General features: G+C 72.3%; 16 protein-coding genes. 6 read left to right on the top strand and 10 right to left on the bottom strand.

The features are described from left to right. Nucleotides 1-20: 20 nt before the first annotated feature. The 4 genes from ABEE00_RS34060 to ABEE00_RS34045 form a co-directional block, all read right to left on the bottom strand. Nucleotides 21-611 (bottom strand): dihydrofolate reductase family protein, encoded by a 591-nt coding sequence (locus ABEE00_RS34060; protein ID WP_345749668.1) that lies wholly within the window; start codon nucleotides 609-611, stop codon nucleotides 21-23. A gap of 72 nt (nucleotides 612-683) precedes the next feature. After that, complete coding sequence (locus tag ABEE00_RS34055; RefSeq protein WP_345749667.1) at nucleotides 684-1,103, bottom strand: hypothetical protein; 420 nt, start codon at nucleotides 1,101-1,103, stop codon at nucleotides 684-686. 66 nt (nucleotides 1,104-1,169) lie between these two features. Beyond that, complete coding sequence (locus ABEE00_RS34050; RefSeq protein ID WP_345749666.1) at nucleotides 1,170-2,384, bottom strand: acyl-CoA dehydrogenase family protein; 1,215 nt, start codon at nucleotides 2,382-2,384, stop codon at nucleotides 1,170-1,172. A gap of 12 nt (nucleotides 2,385-2,396) precedes the next feature. Next, on the bottom strand, nucleotides 2,397-2,855 hold the full coding sequence (locus tag ABEE00_RS34045) for an SCP2 sterol-binding domain-containing protein (protein ID WP_345749665.1): 459 nt from the start codon (nucleotides 2,853-2,855) through the stop codon (nucleotides 2,397-2,399). A gap of 159 nt (nucleotides 2,856-3,014) precedes the next feature. Here ABEE00_RS34045 and ABEE00_RS34040 point away from each other — a divergent pair, with 159 nt between their 5' ends. The 4 genes from ABEE00_RS34040 (at nucleotide 3,015) to ABEE00_RS34025 (ending at nucleotide 9,246) form a co-directional block, all read left to right on the top strand. Continuing rightward, nucleotides 3,015-3,632 carry a TetR/AcrR family transcriptional regulator gene (locus tag ABEE00_RS34040; protein WP_345749664.1) on the top strand — a complete coding sequence of 206 codons (618 nt, stop codon included), beginning with the start codon at nucleotides 3,015-3,017 and terminating at the stop codon, nucleotides 3,630-3,632. Between the two features lie 499 nt (nucleotides 3,633-4,131). After that, nucleotides 4,132-5,451, top strand: a complete 1,320-nt coding sequence (locus tag ABEE00_RS34035) for an acetyl-CoA C-acetyltransferase (RefSeq protein WP_345749663.1) — start codon at nucleotides 4,132-4,134, stop codon at nucleotides 5,449-5,451. Nucleotides 5,452-5,516: 65 nt separating this feature from the next. Beyond that, nucleotides 5,517-7,433 (top strand): AMP-dependent synthetase/ligase, encoded by a 1,917-nt coding sequence (locus ABEE00_RS34030; protein ID WP_345749662.1) that lies wholly within the window; start codon nucleotides 5,517-5,519, stop codon nucleotides 7,431-7,433. Nucleotides 7,434-7,467: 34 nt separating this feature from the next. Then, nucleotides 7,468-9,246 (top strand): GMC family oxidoreductase, encoded by a 1,779-nt coding sequence (locus ABEE00_RS34025; RefSeq protein WP_345749661.1) that lies wholly within the window; start codon nucleotides 7,468-7,470, stop codon nucleotides 9,244-9,246. 55 nt (nucleotides 9,247-9,301) lie between these two features. On the opposite strand, the gene ABEE00_RS34020 is transcribed toward ABEE00_RS34025, so the two are convergent. Both ABEE00_RS34020 and ABEE00_RS34015 read right to left on the bottom strand, forming a co-directional pair. Continuing rightward, complete coding sequence (locus ABEE00_RS34020) at nucleotides 9,302-10,765, bottom strand: aldehyde dehydrogenase family protein (protein WP_345749660.1); 1,464 nt, start codon at nucleotides 10,763-10,765, stop codon at nucleotides 9,302-9,304. Between the two features lie 83 nt (nucleotides 10,766-10,848). Then, nucleotides 10,849-12,051: a 4-hydroxybenzoate 3-monooxygenase gene (locus ABEE00_RS34015; protein WP_345749659.1), complete on the bottom strand. Its 1,203-nt coding sequence runs from the start codon at nucleotides 12,049-12,051 to the stop codon at nucleotides 10,849-10,851. Between the two features lie 142 nt (nucleotides 12,052-12,193). On the opposite strand from ABEE00_RS34015, the gene ABEE00_RS34010 reads away from it, so the two are divergent. After that, nucleotides 12,194-13,834, top strand: coding sequence for an IclR family transcriptional regulator domain-containing protein (locus ABEE00_RS34010; RefSeq protein WP_345749658.1), 1,641 nt, complete (start codon nucleotides 12,194-12,196; stop codon nucleotides 13,832-13,834). A 42-nt stretch (nucleotides 13,835-13,876) separates the two neighbouring features. Here ABEE00_RS34010 and ABEE00_RS34005 read toward each other — a convergent pair whose 3' ends face one another. The 4 genes from ABEE00_RS34005 to ABEE00_RS33990 form a co-directional block, all read right to left on the bottom strand. After that, nucleotides 13,877-15,049, bottom strand: coding sequence for an acyl-CoA dehydrogenase family protein (locus ABEE00_RS34005; protein WP_345749657.1), 1,173 nt, complete (start codon nucleotides 15,047-15,049; stop codon nucleotides 13,877-13,879). Between the two features lie 199 nt (nucleotides 15,050-15,248). Continuing rightward, on the bottom strand, nucleotides 15,249-16,736 hold the full coding sequence (locus tag ABEE00_RS34000) for a 3-hydroxyacyl-CoA dehydrogenase (protein WP_345749656.1): 1,488 nt from the start codon (nucleotides 16,734-16,736) through the stop codon (nucleotides 15,249-15,251). 54 nt (nucleotides 16,737-16,790) lie between these two features. Beyond that, nucleotides 16,791-17,558, bottom strand: coding sequence for a CoA-transferase subunit beta (locus ABEE00_RS33995; protein WP_345749655.1), 768 nt, complete (start codon nucleotides 17,556-17,558; stop codon nucleotides 16,791-16,793). Beyond that, entirely contained in the window at nucleotides 17,555-18,472 is a 918-nt protein-coding gene (locus tag ABEE00_RS33990; protein WP_451918739.1) for a CoA transferase subunit A, read from the bottom strand. The genes ABEE00_RS33995 and ABEE00_RS33990 overlap by 4 nt, the downstream gene beginning before the upstream one ends. A gap of 136 nt (nucleotides 18,473-18,608) precedes the next feature. Between ABEE00_RS33990 and ABEE00_RS33985 the strand changes: the two genes are divergently transcribed. Further along, nucleotides 18,609-19,499, top strand: a complete 891-nt coding sequence (locus ABEE00_RS33985) for a LysR family transcriptional regulator (protein WP_345749653.1) — start codon at nucleotides 18,609-18,611, stop codon at nucleotides 19,497-19,499. Nucleotides 19,500-19,649 lie beyond the last annotated feature (150 nt).

Here is a 19,649-nt window from a genome sequence, read left to right as displayed (position 1 = left end):
CGGCCCCGGCCCCGGGAGGGTCAGCGGATCCTGGTGTACGTCCGCACCACGACGCCGTTCCCGAAGACCCGCACCGCGTCCGTGTCGAGGGAGAAGGGAACGCGTCCGAACTCCGCGCCGAACATGGGCATCCCGCTGCCGAGGACCACCGGGTACGTCTTGACCACCAGCTCGTCCACCTCGTCCAGGAGCTGGCCCGCGAGGTGCGCGCCGCCGCACAGGTAGATGCCGAGGTCGCCGTCCTCGGCCTTGAGCGCGCGGACCTTCTCCAGCAGCCCGGTCGCGATGATCTCCACGCCGGGATCGGGCGAGTCGCCGAGCGTACGGGAGGCCACGTACTGCCGCATGTGCGCGTACGGGCTGGTCACGCCCATCCGCAGCGCGATGTCGTAACTGGCCCTGCCCTGGATGACGGTGTCGAACCGCCGGTTCTCCAGCCCGTCGAGCCCGAGCGCCTTCCGCCCCGGCGTGGAGAGCGTCTCCGGAAACTCCTCCCGCAGGAACCGCAGATACTCCTCATCCACATACTCGGCGAAGAACTCCGCGTCCCCACCCGGCTCCCCGATGAACCCATCCACCGAAGCAGCCACAAAGTAACTCAACTTCCGCATGCCCCACCCCTCCTGACCAATCCACCGCGGACGGGCCAGGAGGGAGAATAAGCCAAGCTCCGGCTGAGGCAACTACATTCGGGCGTCCATCCGATGCTGCAGCGAACCGTCCGGGCCGTACACGTCCATCACGTAGCCCCTCTTCAAGGGGATTCCCTCCTTGGCCTGGAGGAAGTAGGTGATCGAATCCTTGAGGGGGTCGAATACCTCGGCGCTGTCGTCGCGGTTGTGGGTCCACACGGTGAGCAGGGGCACGTTGTCCGCGACGTAGGTGCGCCGGATCCCGTACACGTCCTTCGTTCCGCCGGAATTCCGGTAGCGGTCGGCGAGTCGGGAGGCCTCGGAGGGCGGCGCGGGGCTGGTGCGGGTGGGGCGGGCGTCCCAGCGGGCGAGGTCGTCGGGGTCTTCCTCGGCGCCGCCGGCCGAGCAGGCGGAGAGGAGCAGCATGGCGACGGCGAGGCCGTAGGTCGCCGAGCGGGCTAATCGGTTCATGTCCGCATTCTCACCGACCTGGCGGAGCCGGAGGACACCAGCCCCCTCGGCCCCGCCCGGCTCAGCTCACTTGATGTGCTTGCCCGAGATCGCGCGCGCGATCACCAGGCGTTGGATCTCGCTGGTGCCCTCGAAGATTGTGTAGATCTTCGAGTCCCTGTACATGCGCTCCACCGGGTGCTCGCGGCTGTAGCCCGCGCCGCCGAGTACCTGGACGGCCTTCTCCGTCGCGGTGACGGCCAGTTCGCCGGCGCGGAGCTTGGACATGGAGCCCTGGCCTGCCGTGAACTGCTTGTCGTTGCGGGCCATCCACGCCGCCTGCCAGATCAGCAGGCGTACGGCCTCGATCTCCGTACGGAGGTCGGCGAGGGTGAAGGCGATCGACTGGTTCTCGATGATGGGCCGGCCGAACGCGACCCGCTCACCGGCGTAGTCGAGCGCGTACTCGTACGCGGCACGGGCGATGCCCAACGCCTGAGCGCCCACCGTCGGGCGGCTGACCTCGAAGGTCGCCATGGCCGCCTGGCCCTTGGCCTTGCCGCCCTCGCGCGCCCGCGCGAGCCGCGCGTCCAGCTTCTCCTTGCCGCCCAGCAGGCAACTTCCCGGCACCCGCACCTCGTCGAGGAACACGTCGGCGGTGTGCGAGGCCCGCAGCCCCAGCTTCTTGATCTTCCGGTTGCCCTCCAGGCCGGGGGTGCCGGGCGGCACGATGAAGGCCGCCTGGCCGCGGGAGCCGAGCTCGGGATCGACGGAGGCCACGACCACGTGGATGTTGGCGATGCCGCCGTTGGTGATCCACGCCTTCTGGCCGTGCAGCACCCACTCGTCCTTGGCCTCGTCGTACCGCGCCCGCGTACGCATCGCCGAGACGTCAGAACCGGCCTCGGGCTCCGACACGCAGAACGCCGCCAGCTTCGGGTCCGACTCGTCGCCGAAGCACTGCGGCACCCACTCGGCGAGCTGGTCCGGCGTACCGGAGGAGAAGATCCCGGCGACGGCGAGCGAGGTACCGAACAGGGACATGCCGATGCCGGCGTCGCCCCAGAACAGCTCCTCGTTGGCGATCTGGAGCGAGAGCCCGCTGGGGTCGCCGAACATGTCGGCCAGCGACTCGAATCCGTACAGCCCGATCTTCGCGGCCTCCTGGATGACGGGCCACGGGGTCTCTTCCCGCTCGTCCCATTCGGCCGCTGCCGGGCGTACGACGTCGGCGGCGAAGCCGTGCACCCAGTCCCGCAGGTCCCGCTGGTCCTCGGAGAGTTCGAGGGAGAATCCGCTCATGGCGCGCGCTCCTTAGGCCTTCGGGATGTCGAAGTAGCGGGTCAGCCCGGAGGCCAGGGCGACGTCCCCGGCGACCTTGAGCTTGCGGGTCATGAACATCGTGACCGGGTTGGAGTTGCCGGAGACCAGCTTCAGGAACTCGGCGTCGCCCATCACGAGCGTCACCCGCGGCTCGGCGTCGCTGCGGCCCTCGGTGACGCTGCACGTGCCCTCGGCAATGCGGGTCTCGTACACCGTCTCCTCCTCGCCGGTGACCTTCCAGCGGATGACCGCCTCCAGCGTTCCGGCGGCGTCCGGCCTGAACTGCCGCTCCATGCGCCCGAAGACCTCGCCCAGCACCCGCTGCCGCATGTCCCCCTGCATGATCTTCGCGATGTCCTTCGCTGAGGTCTTCTTCACGATGCGCGCGAACTCCTCGGGCGAGACCGCGGCGAAGTCGAGACCCGCCAGCTCGTCGGCGATGTCGGCCATCACAGCTCCCTGTTCCTGTACGTGCGTGTGCGGGTGGGCAAGGTTCTTACTACGAAGTAAACTTACTACGGGGTAAGATAAGCGAGCGCGGACGGGCGGGCAAGAGTGAGCGGGAACGCGAACGGGAAACGGCGCGGCAGGCGGAGAGTTCCCCGCGAGGTGCGGGAGCAGCAGATCATCGACGTGGCGGTGCGGGTGTTCTCGGAGCGCGGCTACCACGCGGCGTCGGTGGACGAGATCGCCGAGCTCGCCGGGATCAGCAAGCCGATGGTGTACCTGTATCTGGACTCCAAGGAGGGCCTGTTCCTCGCCTGCGTACGGCGTGAGGCGGGGCGCCTTGGGGCGGCCTTCCGCGAGGCGGCGCTGCGTGCGGACGGTGAGGCGCCGGCGGCTTCGCCCGAACTGCGACTGCGGGCCGGGCTGGTGGCGTTCTTCGCGTTCGTCGCCGAGCACCGGGAGGCGTGGGTGGTGCTGCACCGGCAGGCCGCGCGGGTGAGCGAGGCGGCGAACGAGGAGCTGGGTGCGGTACGGGGTGCCGTGCTGGAGCAGGTCGCCGGGCTCGTGCGGGACAGCGTGCCGCGGCAACTCGGCGAGGAGCAGACCGACTTCGTCGCGCATGCGCTGGTCGGCGCCGCCGACCAGCTCACGGACTGGATGGACCGACATCCAGGCGAGACGCCGGAGCGGGTCACCTCGCGCCTGATGAACATGGTGTGGGTCGGCATGCGGGATGCGCTCCGCGGCGACCGGTGGGCCCCGCCGGCGCGCGGTTGCTGACCGCTACGGGGCGCGAGCGGGCGGCGCTACCGCCGACGGCCCCGCCCCCGCGTGGTTGCTGACCGCTACGGGGCGCAGGCGGGTTGCCCCGCCGCCGACGCGCGAGCGCCGCGCTGTCACCGCCGGCCGCACCTCTTGTGGTTGCGTCCCGCTGCGGCGGAAGAGGTTTCTTGCGCCGGCCGGCACGAGGATTTCGCGCCGACGGCGCCCCGCGGCAGGCCGCGCTGCCCCTTGGTCGGGGAACCCCTGATCCGCCGCGGCGGAAGGCGAGTTCAGCAATAGCTGTCGGCGGTAGCAGCGAGGCCCGCGCACGCAGGGCGGCGCAGTCCGCACCACCGAGCGGGGTCTGCGCACGGGCCACGGGGTCTGCGGCGGGGCCGCAGCGGTCGGCGGGGCCGCGGTAGCGGTCAATTCTGCTTGAGGGATTGATTTCCGCTTACGCATAAGTAAGTTGACCCCGGAGTAAGTAACCCGCACCCGCGCCCCAGGAGTGGCACCCATGGCATCGACCGGGCGACGCGTCGCCATCGTCGGAGGCAATCGCATCCCCTTCGCCCGCTCGGACGGGCCGTACGCGACCGCCTCCAACCAGGAGATGCTGACCAGCGCGCTCACCGGCCTCGCCGACCGCTTCGGGCTCGGCGGGGCCGCGCTGGACGAGTTCGTCGCGGGCGCGGTGCTCAAGCACAGCCGGGACTTCAACCTGGCGCGCGAGACCGTGCTCGGCAGCCCCCTCGACCCGCGCACCCCCGCGTACGACATCCAACAGGCGTGCGGCACGGGCCTGGAGGCCGTGATCCTCGTCGCGAACAAGATCGCGCTCGGCCAGATCGAGGCCGGCGTGGCAGGCGGCGTGGACACCGCGAGCGACGCGCCGCTGGGCGTGAACGACCAGTTGAGGCGAACACTGCTCGCTGCCCGCCGGGCACGCACGCTGCCCCAGCGGCTCGCGGCCCTCGCCAAGGTGCGCCCGCAGCACCTCGTACCGGACATCCCCCGCAACGCCGAACCGCGGACGGGGCTCTCGATGGGTGAACACGCCGCGCGGACCGCGCGGGAGTGGGGCATCACCCGGGAGGCGCAGGACGAACTGGCGGCTGCCAGCCACCAGAAGCTCGCGGCGGCGTACGAACGCGGCTTCCTGGACGACCTGTTGACGCCGTTCAAGGGCCTTGAGCGGGACCAGAATCTCCGCCCGGACAGCAGCGCCGAGAAGCTGGCCAAGCTCAAGCCCGTCTTCGGTACGCGGGACGGCGAGACCGGCCAGGGCGCGACCATGACAGCGGGCAACTCCACCCCGCTGACCGACGGCGCCTCCACCGTGCTGCTCGCCTCCGAGGAGTGGGCGGCGGAACGCGGGCTGCCGGTGCTGGCGTACCTGACCACCTCGCGTACCGCCGCCGTGGACTACGTCGACGGTCCCGACGGACTGCTGATGGCGCCCGCGTACGCCGTGCCCCGGCTGCTGGACGACGCCGGGCTGCGGCTCGAGGACCTCGATCTGTACGAGATCCACGAAGCCTTCGCCTCGCAGGTGCTGGCCACCCTCGCCGCCTGGGAGGACCAGGACTTCTGCGAGCGGCGGCTGGGCCGGGACAAGCCGCTCGGCGGCATCGACAGGGAGCGGCTCAACGTCGCCGGGTCCTCGCTGGCCACCGGGCACCCCTTCGCGGCGACCGGCGGCCGCATCGTGGCCACCCTGGCGAAGCTGCTGCACGAGAGGGCCGGGCAGCGCGAGGGCGAGGGCCCGTTGCGCGGGCTCGTCTCGATCTGCGCGGCGGGCGGCCAGGGCGTGACCGCCCTGCTGGAGACCGCCTGAGGCGGCGCCCTCTCCAACACCCCGCACCACTCCCCCTCCCCGCGAGCCGCGAACAGGAGCTGAACATGGGCGTACGGAAGGACCTGAGGACGGCGAAGCAGCGCACGGATCTCGCCGGGCGCGTCTCCGTCGAGCTGACCAGGGAGGAGGGGGTGGTTCGTGAGGCGCGCACCTCGGTGCTGGTAGAGGCGGAGGCCTCGGGCAGCGCGGCCGACATCCCCTTCGCCAACGCGGTCGAGGCGCCCTCGGACGTGGTCGTCCGCCGCAAGGAGGGCGGGAGTTGGCGCCCGGTCACGGCCGCGGCCTTCGCGCAGGAGGTCACGGGCGTCGCCAAAGGGCTGATCGCCTCGGGTCTTGAGCCCGGCGGCCGGGTCGCCCTGATGTGCCGGACCCGGTACGAGTGGTGCGTGCTGGACTTCGCGATCTGGGCGGCCGGCGGGCAGTCCGTACCCGTGTACCCGACGTCCTCGGCCGACCAGATCGCCTGGATCCTCGGCGACTCCGGCGCCCGGCACATGGTCGTGGAGACCGACGCGAACGCGCGCACCGCGCTGGACGGCAGCGCGGCGCTCCCCGAGGCGCCGCGGATGTGGGAGGTGGACGGCGGCGCGCTCTCCGAACTCACCGCCGCGGGGCGGGAGGTGTCCGACGAGGAGGTCGACAAGCGGCGCTCGGCCCTCACCCCGGACACCATCGCCACCGTCTGCTACACCTCGGGAACCACCGGGCGGCCCAAGGGCTGCGTGCTCACCCACGGCAATCTGCTGGCCGAGGCGGGCAACACGATCGAGCTGCTGCACCCGGTGTTCACGGAGATCACCGGGCAGGAGGCGTCCACGCTCCTGTTCCTGCCGCTCGCCCATGTGCTGGGGCGCACGATCCAGATCTCCTGCATGCGGGCGCGCATCGAGTTCGGGCACTGCCCCAGCATCAAGCCGGACGAGCTGCGGCCCGAACTCAAGAGCTTCCGGCCCACGTTCGTGGTCGGGGTCCCGTACCTCTTCGAGAAGATCCACGACACCGGGCGCGCCATGGCGGAGAAGATGGGCCGCGGCTCTTCGTTCGACCGCGCCGACGGGATCGCGGTGCGGTACGCGGAAGCGCTGCTGGGGAATCTGCACGGCACGGGCCCCGGACCAGGACTCGGGCTGCGCGCCGCGCACCGGCTCTACGACCTGCTGGTCTACCGGCGGATACGCAAGGAGTTGGGCGGCAGGCTGCGGTACGCGATCTCCGGCGGCTCGCCCCTGGACAGCAGGCTCAACCTGTTCTTCCTGGCCAGCGGCATCCTGATCTACGAGGGCTACGGGCTGACCGAGACCACGGCGGCGGCCGTGATCTCCCCGCCGCTGCGCCCGCGCCCGGGCACCGTGGGCCAGCCGGTGCCGGGCACGGCGGTGCGGATCGCGGAGGACGGCGAGGTGCTGCTCAAGGGCGGGGTGGTCTTCACCGCGTACTGGAACAACGCGGGTGCCACGCAAGAGGTCCTGGACGGCGGCTGGTTCGCGACAGGGGACCTGGGGGAGCTGGACGACGAGGGGTACCTCACGATCGTCGGGCGCAAGAAGGACATCCTGATCACCAGCGGCGGCAAGAACGTCTCCCCCGCGCCGCTGGAGGACCAGCTGCGCAGCAGGCCGCCCGTGGGCCAGTGCATGGTGATCGGCGACGGGCGGCGCTTCGTGTCCGCGCTGGTCACGCTGGAGCCGGACGCGGTCGAGCACTGGCTCGCGGTGCGCAAGCGGCCCGCTGACACGCCGCTCGCCGAGCTGTGCGAGGACCCGGAGATGATCGCCGACGTGCAGAAGGCGGTGGACTACGCGAACGCGTCGGTCTCGGCCGCCGAGTCGATCCGCAGGTTCCGCATCGTGCCGGGCGAGTTCAACGAGGAGAACGGGCTGCTCACGCCCTCGCTGAAGATCAAGCGGAAGTCCGTTGCCGAGGCGTACGCGGACGAGATCGAGGCCCTGTACGCGAGCTGAGACCTGTCCCCGAGCTGAGAGGGGTTGCACTGCAATGACGCAGTACGACTACGACGTGATCGTGATCGGCTCCGGGTTCGGCGGCGCCGTGTCCGCGCTGCGGCTGACGGAGAAGGGGTACCGGGTCGGCGTCCTGGAGGCCGGGCGCCGCTTCACCCGGGATTCGCTGCCGAAGAGCTCCTGGGACCTGCGCGGTTACCTGTGGGCGCCGCGCCTGGGCATGTACGGGATCCAGCGCATCCACCTGATGAGCAATGTCATGATCCTGGCAGGTGCGGGGGTGGGCGGCGGCTCGCTGAACTACGCGAACACGCTGTATGTGCCGCCACCGGCCTTCTTCCAGGACCGGCAGTGGGGCCACATCACCGACTGGCAGGCGGAGTTGAAGCCGTACTACGACCAGGCGCAGCGCATGCTCGGCGTACGGCTCAATCCCACGACCACCGAGGCCGACCGCTATCTGAAGGACACGGCGGAGCGGATGGGCGTCGGCGACAGCTTCCATCTCACGCCGGTCGGCGTCTTCTTCGGGGACGGGGACGACGCGGAGGGCAAGAGCGGGGCCCGGCCCGGCGAGGAGGTGCCCGATCCGTACTTCGGCGGCGCGGGACCCGCGCGCACCGCGTGCGTGGAGTGCGGGAGCTGCATGACGGGCTGCCGGGTGGGCGCCAAGAACACCCTCAACGAGAACTACCTGTACCTGGCCGAGAAGGCCGGCGCGGTCATCCACCCCATGACGACGGTGACCGGCATCGACGAGGGCGCGGACGGGGATTTCGCGGTCACCACCGTGCCCACGGACAAGCGCCGCAGGGGCCGCGGTTCGGTGCTGCGGTGCCACAGGGTGGTCGTCGCGGCCGGCACGTACGGCACGCAGACGCTGCTGCACCGGATGCGGGACGAGGGGCGCCTCCCCCGTCTCTCGCCCAGGCTCGGCGAGCTGACCCGCACCAACTCCGAGTCGCTGGTCGGCGCCATCACCTTCCCGCGCCGCTACCGCAAGCGCGCGGGCAAGGGCGCCGAGCTGGACTTCACCAAGGGCGTGGCCATCTCGTCCTCGATCCATCCGAACGACAGCACCCACATCGAGAACGTGCGGTACGGCAAGGGCTCCAACCTCATGGCGCTGATCTGCGTGCCGCAGTACAAGGTGGGCGGCAAGCTGCCCAAGTGGCTCGTGGCGACCGGGGCCTATCTCCGGCATCCGGCGCTGGTGGCGCGGGTGGCCTCCACCTACCGCTGGTCGGAGCGGACGATCATCGGGCTCGTGATGCAGTCGCTGGACAACTCGCTCACGACGTTCCGCAAGAAGAAGGGGTGGGGCAAGGGGCTGCTGTCCGCGCGGCAGGGGCACGGCGCCCCCAACCCCGTGCACATTCCCGAAGGGGCGGAGGCCGTGCGGCACTTGGCCGAGCGCATCAACGGCTTCGCCGGCACCAACGTGGGCGAGCTGTCCAACATGCCGCTCACCGCCCACTTCCTGGGCGGCTGCCCGATCGGCGCGGACGCGGAACACGGGGTGGTCGACCCCTACCACCGGCTCTACGGCCATCCCGGAATCTCCGTGGTGGACGGCGCCGCGGTCTCCGCGAACCTCGGCGTGAACCCCTCCCTCACGATCACCGCACAGGCCGAGCGCGCCATGTCCCTGTGGCCCAACAAGGGAGAGGACGACCCGCGCCCCGAGCAGGGCGCGGACTATGCGCGGCTGGCGCCGGTGCCGCCGCGCGAACCGGCCGTCCCCGAGGGCGCGTTCGGGCAGTTGGTGCTGCCGGTGCCGAAGGTGCGGGGCAGCGGGGAGCGAGAGGTGTGAGAGCGGGCGGGGCCCGGCGGTACGTGTCTCCGCCGGGCCCTCCTGCGTGGCCCTCTCAGAAGGGGTACTGCGGGCGCTCCGTGTGCAGGGTCACCCAGCGCGTGTCGGTGAAGGAGTCGACGCCCCAGCGGCCGCCGAACTTGCCGTAGCCGGAGGACTTCACGCCGCCGAAGGGCACCTGCGGCTCGTCGGCGACCGACTGGTCGTTGACGTGCACGATGCCGGTGCGCACGCGGCGCGCGACGTTCAGGCCGTGCGTGCCGTTCTCGGTGAGGATGCCGCAGGTCAGGCCGTACTCGGTGTCATTCACCAGGCGTACGGCCTCGGCGTCGTCGGCGAAGGCGCGCACCGTGCACACGGGCCCGAACGCCTCGCCGTAGTAGAGGTCCATGTCCTCGGTGACTCCGGTGAGGACGGTCGCCGGGTGCACCGCGCCCTCCGGCTCGCCGCCGCCGGTGAGCACCTTGGCGCCCTTGCCGACCGCGTCCCGTACGAGGGCGGCGACGCGCTGGGCCGCGTCGGCGCTGACCAGCGGGCCGATCACGGTCTCGGGGTCGGTGGGAGCGCCCTGCGGGAGCGCGGCGACCTTCGCCGCGAAGCGCTCGGTGAACTCCTCGGCCAGCGACTCGTGCACCAGCACGCGGTCGCCCGACATGCAGATCTGCCCGGCGTTCATGAACACGCCGAAGGCGGCGGCCGAGACCGCGTGGTCGAGGTCGGCGTCCTCCAGGACGACGATGGAGTTCTTGCCGCCGAGTTCGAGGACGGCGGGCTTGAGGTGGCGCGAGGCGAGGTTGCCGATGATGCGGCCGACGTTCGTGGAGCCGGTGAAGTTGACCGCGCGCACGCGGGCGTCGCCGACCAGCGTCTCGGCGACGTCCGCCGCGTCCGCCGGGTCGTTGCTGACCACGTTGAGCACTCCGGCCGGGAGCCCCGCCTCGTGCAGCACGTCGGCGATGAGGTAGCCGCAGGCCAGCGGCGCGTCCTCGCTGGGCTTGACCACGACGGTGTTGCCCGCGGCGAGCGGGGCCGCCACCGCGCGGGTGCCGAGGATCAGCGGCGCGTTCCAGGGCGCGAACGCGGCGACCACGCCCAGGGGTTCGCGCACCGCGAGGCTGAGCGTGCCGTCGCCGTCGGGCGCGCTGAGCACCTCGCCGCGGGGCGCGGTCACGGCGGCGGCGGCCTCGCGCAGGATGCCCGCGGCGAGCTGCACGTTGAACAGCGCCCAGGGCCGGGTGCCGCCGCACTCGGCGGCCATCAGCGCGACCGCCTCCTCGCCGCGGCTCTCCATGAGGTCCGCCGCCTTGAGCAGGATGCCGCGCCGGGTGCCGGGCCCGGTCGCCGCCCAGTCCGCGAAGGCTGCGTCGGCCGCGTCCACGGCCCGCTTCACATCGGCGGGCGCGGCGGCCGCGACCTGCGCGTATGCCTCGCCCGTGTACGGGCCGACGTCCGCGGTCGTACGGCCTCCCTCGGCCGCGGTGTGCTCGCCGCCGATGAACAGGTTCCGCTGGACGGTCATGGGGAGTTCTCCTCTGGTGGTGCGGGTGGTGCGTGCGCTCTCGTACGGGGCCGGCCGGCGGGCCTCGGTGGGGTCCGGTGGCTTCAGCCGATGGGGAGGCCCGTGTAATTCTCCGCGAGGTCGGTGGCGGCCGCGCGGGAGGAGGCGATGCGGTCCAGCTCGGCGGTGTGCAGCCGGTCGTCGAACGGGGTCGCGTCCGGGTCGCGGTGCAGCATCGTGGTCATGGCGTAGCTGAACCGCTCGGCCTGCCACACCCGCCGCAGACAGGTCTCGGAGTACGCGTCGAGCAGCTCGTCCGACCCGGTGTCCCTGGCGTGGATCACCGCGCGGGCGAGGGTGACCGCGTCGGAGACCGCGAGGTTGAGGCCCTTGGCGCCTGTCGGGGGCACGATGTGTGCGGCGTCCCCGGCGAGGAACAGCCGCCCGTGCCGCATCGGCTCGTGCACGTAGCTGCGCATCGGCGTGACCGAGACCGAGGTGATCGGGCCCCGCTCCAGGGTCCAGCCGTCGCCGGTCTCCAGGCGCAGGGCCAGCTCGTCCCAGATCTGCTCGTGCGTCCAGTCGCCCGGGTCGGTGTCGGCCGGCACCTGGAGGTAGAGCCGGGAGACCTTGGGGCTGCGCATGCTGAGGAGGGCGAAGCCGCGCTCGTGCCGGTTGTAGACCAACTCCTCGTGGGAGGGCGGCACATCGGCCAGGATGCCGAGCCAGCCGAAGGGGTACTCGCGCTCGAAGACCCGGGAGCGCTCGGCGGGAACCGTCTCCCGCGCCACGCCCCAGAAGCCGTCGCAGCCCGCGATGTAGTCGCACTCCAGAACCTCGTCCGCGCCGTCGCCTTCGGGGCCCTCGCGCGTGAAGCGGATGCGCGGGCTGCCGGTGTCAGCGCCCTCGACCGCGTACGCCTTCGCCTCGAACAGGACCTGCACGCCCGCCTCGGCGTGCAGCGCCACGAGGTCCTTCACGACCTCGGTCTGCGCATAGACCATCACCGAGCGGCCGCCGGTCAGGCCCGGGAAGTCGATGCGCTGCCTGCGCCGCGCGCCCGTCTCGCCGAAGCGCAGCTCGATGCCGTCGTGCCGCAGCCCCTCGCGGTCCATCCGCTCCCCCGCGCCGCACTCGCGCAGCACGTCGACGGTGCCCTGCTCCAGGATCCCGGCGCGCTGCCGCTGCTCCACGTACGCGCGCTCGCGGGCCTCCAGCACGGTGCAGTCGATCCCCGCGCGGTGCAGCAGGCGCGCGAGCAGCAGCCCGGCGGGACCGGCTCCGATGATGCCGACGGTGGTGCGCATCGGTTTCCCTTCGTGCGGTGGCGGCGTGGTGCGGCAGGGGGTTCACAGGATGGCGTTCGCCTGGTGAACTTTCGTTCAGCACATTACGGCGGAGTCTCCGCCCGACAGGGTGCGGTGTCAACGGTGTGGAGGAGGGCCGGCGATGACGGAGTCCGGGGTCCCGGTGCGCCCGCTGGAGCGCGGTCTCGCGGTCCTGCGCGCCCTCGCCCGGCAGCCGCGGGAGCAGGGCGGAGCACGCGCCGGCGACCTCGCCCGCGCCACGGGGCTGGCCCGCTCCACCGTGGACCGGATCATCGCGACCCTCGACCTGCTGGGCTACGTACGCTTCGACGGCAGGACCGCGGAGCCCGCCACGCCCCTGATGGAGCTCGGCAACGCGTACCTCTCGGCGAGCGGGCTGCCCGACGCGCTCGCCGCACGCGCCGGCAGGCTGGCCGACCGCCTCGACGAATCGGTCTCCCTGGCCGTGCCGGACGGCGACGGGGTGCGGTTCATCGCGCAGTCCACCCGGCGCCGCTCCATGGCGCTCGCCTTCCGCATCGGCGACGCGCTGCCGGCCGAACGCTGCGCGCCCGGCGCCCTGTTCGCGTCCGGCTGGGACGGGGAGCGGTGGGACGCGTGGCGCGCGCGGCACGAGGCCGACCCGTACGACCTGGGCTTCCCCGCGGTGCCGCGGCGCGCGGAACCGGAGTGCGAGAAGGAGTTCAAGCGCCGCGCCGAGCGGGCCGGCGAGGCGGGGGCCGCGCTGGACGACCAGCTCATCGAGCCGGGTCTGGTCGCGGTCGCGGTGCCGGTACGCGGTCCGGGCGGGGGCACGTCCTGTGCGCTCAGCGCGGTCAGCCACACCAGCAGGCACACGGCGCGGAGCCTCGCCGACGCGGTGCTGCCCGAGCTGCGGGAGGCGGCTTCGGGAATGGCGCGGTCACTTGAGGCCGGACCTCAACTCCCTTATGCAGCACCGCAGTTGGCGGCGCGACCTCCCGTCGAGGGCAAGGCCGAGCTGGGCTCCGGCTATCTCCAGTCGCTGGCCCGCGGGCTCGCGGTGCTCCGCGCGCTGGGCGCCGCGCACGGTCCGGGGCTGCCGCTCTCCGCGCTGGCCGAGGCCACCGGGGTGCCGCGCGCGACGGCACGCCGCTCGCTGCTCACGCTGTGCCACCTCGGGTACGCGGCCTCGGACGGCGGCCTCTTCCGCCCGCTGCCCCGCGTGCTGGAGCTGTGCTACTCGCGCCTCACCGGGCTCTCGCTGAGCGGCATCGTGCGGCCGCACCTCGCCGAACTCGTCGGCCGCGTACGGGAGTCGGCCTCCGTGACCGTGCTGGAGGGCACCGACATCCGCTACGTGGCGCGGGTCGCCGCCTCGCGCATCATGAGCGCGGACATCGCCGTGGGCACCCGCTTCCCCGCGTACCCGACCGCGATGGGCCGCGTGCTGCTCGCCGGTCTTGACGCGGACCGTCGCGGCCCGGCGCTCGACGGGGCGCGGCCCCTCACCCGGCACACCGTGACCTCGCGCGCGGAGCTGGAGCGCCGCGTGGAGGGTGCCGCCTGGGACGGGTACGCCGCCGTGGACCAGGAGTTGGAGGAGGGGCTGCGCTCGGTCGCCGTGCCGCTGCGTGACCCGGAGGGCCGGGTGGTGGCCGCGCTGAACGTGGCGCAGCACGCGGGCGAGCAGCCGCTCGACGCGACGCGCGACGCGCTGCTGCCCGAGCTGCGGGCGACGGCGGCCGCGATCGAGGCGGACCTGCGCACGGCGGGGCGCCACCAGCGGGTACGGGTGCCGTGAGCGCGCCCTTCGCGCCCTTCGCCTCCTTCGCTCCCTTCGCGCCTAGGTCATCGCGTCGATGCCGGTCAGCGCGCGGCCGATGATCAGCTTCTGGACCTGGCTTGTGCCCTCGTACAGGGTCAGGACGCGGGCGTCGCGCAGGTACTTGCCGACCGGGTACTCGTCGATGAATCCGTAGCCGCCGAAGGTCTGGAGGCAGTTGTTGCTCACCCGGACGGCGGCCTCGCTCGCGTGGTACTTCGCGACCGACGCCTCCGTCGCGTACTGCTTCGGCGACATGCCCGCGTCCGCCATCCGCGCCACCTGGTGGGTGAGCAGCCGCGCCGCGCGGATGTCCACGGCCGAGTCGGCGAGGAGTTCCTGCACGAGCTGGTACGAGGCCACCGGCTTGCCGAACTGCTCGCGCTCCCGGGTGTAGTGGACGGCCGCGTCGAGTGCGGCCTGCGCCAGGCCGACCGAGCCGGCCGCCACCGAGATCCGGCCGCGGGAGAGCGCGCCGAGGGCGATGCCCAGGCCGCGGTCCACCTCGCCGAGGCGGGCGGAGTCCGGCACCCGTACGCCGTCGTAGGCGAGTTCGGCGGTGGCCTGGCCGCGCAGGCCGAGCTTGCCCTTGATCACGGAGGCGGAGAAGCCTCGGGTCCCGGTCGGGACCAGGAAGGCGGTGACACCGTTCTCGCTCGTGCGCGCGAAGGTGAGGGCGACGTCGGCGAGAGTGCCGTTGGTGATGAACATCTTGCTGCCGTCGATCACCCAGTCCTCGCCATCCCGGCGTGCGCGGGTTTGGAGGGAGCCCGCGTCCGAGCCTGTGCCCGGCTCGGTGAGCGCGAAGCAGCCGAGTGCGTCCCCCGCGGTGAGCTTCGGGAGCCAGTGGGCCTTCTGCGCCTCGCTGCCGTGCGAGTTGATCGTCTTCGCCACCAGGCCGAGGGAGACCGAGACGATGCCCCGCACCGAGGAGTCGCCGCGGCCCAGCTCCTCGGTGACCAGCACGTACGAGAGCATGTCGGCCTCGACGCCGCCGTACGCCTCGGGCAGCGCGAGCCCCAGGAAGCCGAGCTCGCCGAGCCGCTTCACGATGCCGGGGTCCACCTCTTCCGCGCGGTCCCACTCCTGGATGTGGGGTGTGATCTCCGCGTCGGCGAAGTCGGCGGCGAGGCGGCGGAAGTCGCGCTGCGTCTCGGTGAGCCCGAAGTCCCTTATGTCGGTGGGCGCGTCCATGGGTGTGCGTCACTCCTTGCTGGCGGGTGGGGGTTGCTTCGTGCTGTTACCGCCGGTCGGAACCGCTTCTTGTTGCTTCTCGCTGCGGCGGGATTCGGGTGGGTGGTTGCTGTGGCCTTGTGAGTTACGGGCCGGCCTACGACGCTCCGCGCCTCCGGCCCGCCCTTGCTCGGCAGCGCGCCTCGGGCGGCCTTCGGTGTCAGCCTGCGGTCAGGGGGAGGCCCAGTTGCACGCGTTCCGTGAGCCAGCGGGTGGGGCGGTGGCGGGGGTCGCCTGTTGTGGCGTGCAGAGTGCGTTGGAGGGTCAAGAGGCGGGCTGTGCCGATGTGTTCGGCCCACTCCAAGGGGCCGTACGGGTAGCCGAGGCCCGCCTTCACGGCGAGGTCGATGTCTGCGGGTGTCGCGATGCCGCGCTCGGCGATGGACGCGGACACCGACACCACGGAGGAGAGCAGGCGTTGTGCGACCGAGCCTGCCGTGTCCCGTACGACGGTCACCGCGGACCCTCCTCGTGCGAGGACGGCTGCCGCGTCGCGTCGCGCGTCCTGGCCGGTCGCCGGGGTCACCGCGAGGACCGTGCGCGCGGTGCCCAGCGAGAGCGGGTCGACGCCCACGGTCCGCTCCGGCGGCAGGCCGTGCTCCGCGACCGCGCCCGCGACGGTGTCGCCCCAGGTGGGGACCAGGACCAGTGCGTCGTCACCGGCGCTGCCGCGCGGCACACCCAAAGCGTCCAGGAACTCCTGGAGTTCGGCACCCTGCCCGGCCACGGTCACCGCTCGGCCCGCATCGCCGCCCAGCGCCTCCTCCGGCGGCACCTGCTGCTTGCCTTCGGCGTCGTACGCGTACCAACCCCGGCCCGTCTTGCGGCCGAGGAGGCCCGCGGTGACGCGGTTCGCGGTGAGGTAGGACGGGCGGAGCCTGTCGGAGTGGTGGAAGCCGCGCCAGACCGTCTCGATCACGGAGGCGGTCACATCGAGCCCGGTCAGGTCCATCAGCTCGAAGGGGCCCATGCGCAGCCCGAGCACGTCGCGCGCCACCCGGTCGATGTCCACCGGCTCGGCGGCCTGTTCCTCCAGCAGGGCCAGGGCCTCGGTGACCAGGCCCCGGCCCGCGTGGTTCACCAGGAAGCCCGGCGTGTCCGCGACGGTCACCGCCCGGTGCCCGCAGCCCTCGACGAACTCCCGCAGCATGCCCGGCACGTCGGCACGCGTAGCCGCACCCGGAACCACCTCGGCGATCTTCATCAGCGGCACCGGGTTGAAGAAGTGCAGCCCGGCCAGGCGCGAGGGATCGGCCAGCCGCGCGCCCAGCTCCGTCACCGCCAGCGAGGAGGTGTTGGTGGCGAACACCGTCGCGGCGGGCAGCACCTTCTCCAGCCCGGTGAACAGCTCCGCCTTGGTCTCCAGGTCCTCCCGCACCGCCTCGATCACCAGCTCGGGCGCGCCCTCCGCGCACGGGGCCGCGTACGGGGAGTCGAGCTCGTGCAGGCGCCCCCGCGTCTCCGCCGCCTCGGCCTCGCTCATCCGGCCCTTCGCCACCGCGCGCTCCAGCATGCCCGCGACGAACGCGCACGCCTCGGTCACCGACTCGCGGCGCGCGTCGGCGAGTTCGACGGTGTGCCCGGCGACCGCGGCCCACTGCGCGATGCCGCGCCCCATGACTCCCGCACCGACAACCCTGATCCGCATCCCGTACCCGTTCCCCTTCGTCCCTCGTCCGCGCCCCGGCTCCCACGGCCGGGATCAGCGCAGATACACCCGTTCCGGATCGACATCGTGGCGCAGGAGCCGCAGTTCGGCCTCCTCCGGCGCCGGAATCGTCCGTACCCCGCCGTCCACCGCGAGATCCCAGCCGGTCGCCTCCCGCACCTGCCGCACGCTCACCCCCGGCTGTACGGCGGCCAGCCGCAGCTCCTCGCCCACGCCGCCCCTGGCCAGCACGCCCAGCTCGGTGATCACGCGAGTCACCCCGGCGCCGTACGGGGCGATGCCGTCCTCGCGTGCGCGGTCCGGACTCGGCGAGGTGCAGAAGTCCAGCGTCCGTACGAGGGAACGCGGGGTGTGGCGGCGCATCACCACGAACACCTCGCGGGAGCCCGCCATCGCCTCCGCCGCGCCACCGGGGCCGGGCAGCCGCACCTTCGGGCTCTCCCAGTCGCCGATCACCGAGGTGTTGAGGCTGCCCCATTTATCGATCTGCGCGGCGCCGAGGAACCCGACGTCGATGCGCCCGCCCTGCAGCACGGAACCGAACAGCGTGGCCATCGGCAGCACCGCCTCGGCACCGGTGATCAGCACCGCGTCGCCGATGGTCTCCGGCAGCCGCTCGGGATGCGCGCCGCACACCCCCGACTCGTACACCGTCTCCAGACCGGGCGCGACGGTGAGCTGGGCGAGCGCGGCGGCGAGGGTGGGCAGGCCGATGCCGGCGAAGACCGTCCGGCGACCGGCGAGTTCGCGAGCGGCGGCCACGGTCAGCAGCTCGGAGGGGGTCGCTTCCGGATGCGTCACAGCCGCCTCCCGTAGTCCACCGGCTCGCTCGGGGCCGGGCCGACCGCCAGAGCGCGCCAACGCTCCTCGCCCAGCTTCTCCGCGTACGCGGTGTGGTCCTCGGTGCCGTGCACCCACTCCTCCAGCCAGGCGGCCAGCCGTTCGGGGTCGCCGCTGGTCTGCGGCCAGGAGCGGTAGAAGGCGTTGTCGCGGTCGTAGTAGCCCTGCGCGAAGGACGGGTGCGCGCCGCGCGGGCAGGGCACGACGGCGTCCACCGCGTGCGCGGGGATCACGGTGCGGTTCGGGTCGGAGCGCACCACGTCGTCCTCGACGACCTCCTCGACGGTGACGATCGCCCTGTGCGCGGCGAACACCGCCTCGGCCTGTACGCCGGTCAGGCCCCAGATCTGTACGTTGCCGTGCCGGTCGGCGCGCTGCGCGTGCACGATCGTCACGTCGGGGGTGAGCGGCGGCACCACGTACACCTGCTCCTCGCCGCCGTCGGGGCCCGGGTAGGGCGAAGTGACCTTGCGCAGCGCGGGGTTGACCGAGGGCAGGTCGCTGCCGCCGTACGAGCGCAGCGGGTAGAACGGCAGCCGCTGCGCCCCCGCGAGGTAGCGGCACACCAGCCCGTAGTGGCTGTACTCCTCGAACTCCAGCGGCTCGGGCTCGCCGCGCTCCACCCGTCTGCGCAGCTCGCCCAGCGAGCCGGCGGAGGAGTTGCCGACGAACGCCGAGACCAGGCGCTTCACACAGCCCGCCGCGAGCATCTGGTCGACGACGATGTCCGCGGTCATCCGCACCACGGTCAGGTCGCGCCGCCGCTGCCGGATGATCTCGTGTCCTGCCGCGACCGGTATGAGGTGGGTGAAGCCCTCCAGTGCGAGGGTGTCGCCGTCCCGTACGTACGCGGCCACCGCCTCCCGCAGCGTCATGAGCTTGTGGGTCCTGTGGGTCTTGTCCACGGCCCGAGGCTGCCAGCGCCCATTGATCGGGGTCCAATACCGAATTAGGGTCAGTTTGAGACGTGGGAACACTCAATCGAGGCGGGGCGGCGGGAGGGTCGGCACGGTGGAGCTGCGCCATCTGTCCGCCTTCGTGGCCGTCGCCGAGGAGCTGCACTTCGGGCGCGCGGCGAAGCGGCTGCACATGGCGCAGCCGCCGCTCAGCCAGCAGATCCGCCAGTTGGAGCGGGAGTTGGGCGTCCAGCTCTTCGAGCGCAGTACGCGGTCGGTGCGGCTGACCAGCGCGGGAGACGCCTTTCTGGGGCCCGTGCGCACCGTGTTGGAGGACCTGGAGATCGCCGGGCGGGTCGCGCGGGCGGCGGGACGCGGCGAGTACGGGCGGGTCAGCGTCGGCTTCGCGGGCGCGTCCAGCCACAGCACGCTGCCGCTGCTGACCCGCGCGGTGCGGGCCGCGCATCCCGGGATCGAGCTGGTCATGCAGGGGCAGACCTACGCGGACCAGGCGCTGGCTCGGGTCGCCGACGGGTCGCTCGACCTCGGCTTCGTACGCCGTCCTGCCGACCGGCCCGGTGTACGGACCCGGCTCATCGGGCGCGAGGAGCTGGTGTGTGCGCTGCCCGCCGATCACCGGCTGGCGCGGTGCGAGCGGATCGCCGTGGCCGATCTGGCGGGCGAGCCGTTCGTGAGCTTTCCCGCCAACGCGGGGTCGAGTCTGCGCGCGTGTACGTTGCGGACGTGCGAGGAGGCGGGGTTCGGGCCGCGGGTGGTGCAGGAAGCGCCAGACTCGTACACGATTCTGGCGCTGGTGGCGATGGGTGTCGGGGTCACCCTGACCCTGTCCTCCTGCATGCACATTCAGCAGACGGGGTTGGTGTACCGGCCGTTGTCGGGGCCGCCTGTTGTTCTGGAGGCCGCGTTGGCCTGGCGGCCGGACAATCCGTCGGCGGCTTTGCGGGCCGTGCTGGATGTGGCGTCGCGCGCGCTGCCGTCGCCTTGATCTCCGACCGCCGGTCGGGCCCGCTTCTGGTTGCTTTCCGCTGCGGCGGGATTTGTGTGGGTGGTGGAGCGCTGTGGGTTGCTCGCCGCTCCCCCCCACCGAGGTGTGGGCAGTCGTTCCGCAAGGGGCGGAACGGGTGGGCACACCGGA

Source organism: Streptomyces odontomachicola (assembly GCF_039605595.1).
Taxonomy (GTDB): Bacteria; Actinomycetota; Actinomycetes; order Streptomycetales; family Streptomycetaceae; genus Streptomyces.
Note: the sequence above shows the minus strand (reverse complement) of the source record. Positions and strands in the feature narration are given on the sequence as shown.

Coding starts and splice junctions, on each gene's coding strand:
- ABEE00_RS34050 (WP_345749666.1), bottom strand. CDS start 2,384: ATGAGCGGATTCTCCCTCGAACTCTCCGAGGACCAGCGGGACCTGCGG.
- ABEE00_RS34060 (WP_345749668.1), bottom strand. CDS start 611: ATGCGGAAGTTGAGTTACTTTGTGGCTGCTTCGGTGGATGGGTTCATC.
- ABEE00_RS34025 (WP_345749661.1), top strand. CDS start 7,468: ATGACGCAGTACGACTACGACGTGATCGTGATCGGCTCCGGGTTCGGC.
- ABEE00_RS34030 (WP_345749662.1), top strand. CDS start 5,517: ATGGGCGTACGGAAGGACCTGAGGACGGCGAAGCAGCGCACGGATCTC.
- ABEE00_RS34020 (WP_345749660.1), bottom strand. CDS start 10,765: ATGACCGTCCAGCGGAACCTGTTCATCGGCGGCGAGCACACCGCGGCC.
- ABEE00_RS34005 (WP_345749657.1), bottom strand. CDS start 15,049: ATGGACGCGCCCACCGACATAAGGGACTTCGGGCTCACCGAGACGCAG.
- ABEE00_RS33990 (WP_451918739.1), bottom strand. CDS start 18,472: ATGACGCTGCGGGAGGCGGTGGCCGCGTACGTACGGGACGGCGACACC.
- ABEE00_RS34010 (WP_345749658.1), top strand. CDS start 12,194: ATGACGGAGTCCGGGGTCCCGGTGCGCCCGCTGGAGCGCGGTCTCGCG.
- ABEE00_RS34000 (WP_345749656.1), bottom strand. CDS start 16,736: ATGCGGATCAGGGTTGTCGGTGCGGGAGTCATGGGGCGCGGCATCGCG.
- ABEE00_RS34035 (WP_345749663.1), top strand. CDS start 4,132: ATGGCATCGACCGGGCGACGCGTCGCCATCGTCGGAGGCAATCGCATC.
- ABEE00_RS34015 (WP_345749659.1), bottom strand. CDS start 12,051: ATGCGCACCACCGTCGGCATCATCGGAGCCGGTCCCGCCGGGCTGCTG.
- ABEE00_RS34045 (WP_345749665.1), bottom strand. CDS start 2,855: ATGGCCGACATCGCCGACGAGCTGGCGGGTCTCGACTTCGCCGCGGTC.
- ABEE00_RS34055 (WP_345749667.1), bottom strand. CDS start 1,103: ATGAACCGATTAGCCCGCTCGGCGACCTACGGCCTCGCCGTCGCCATG.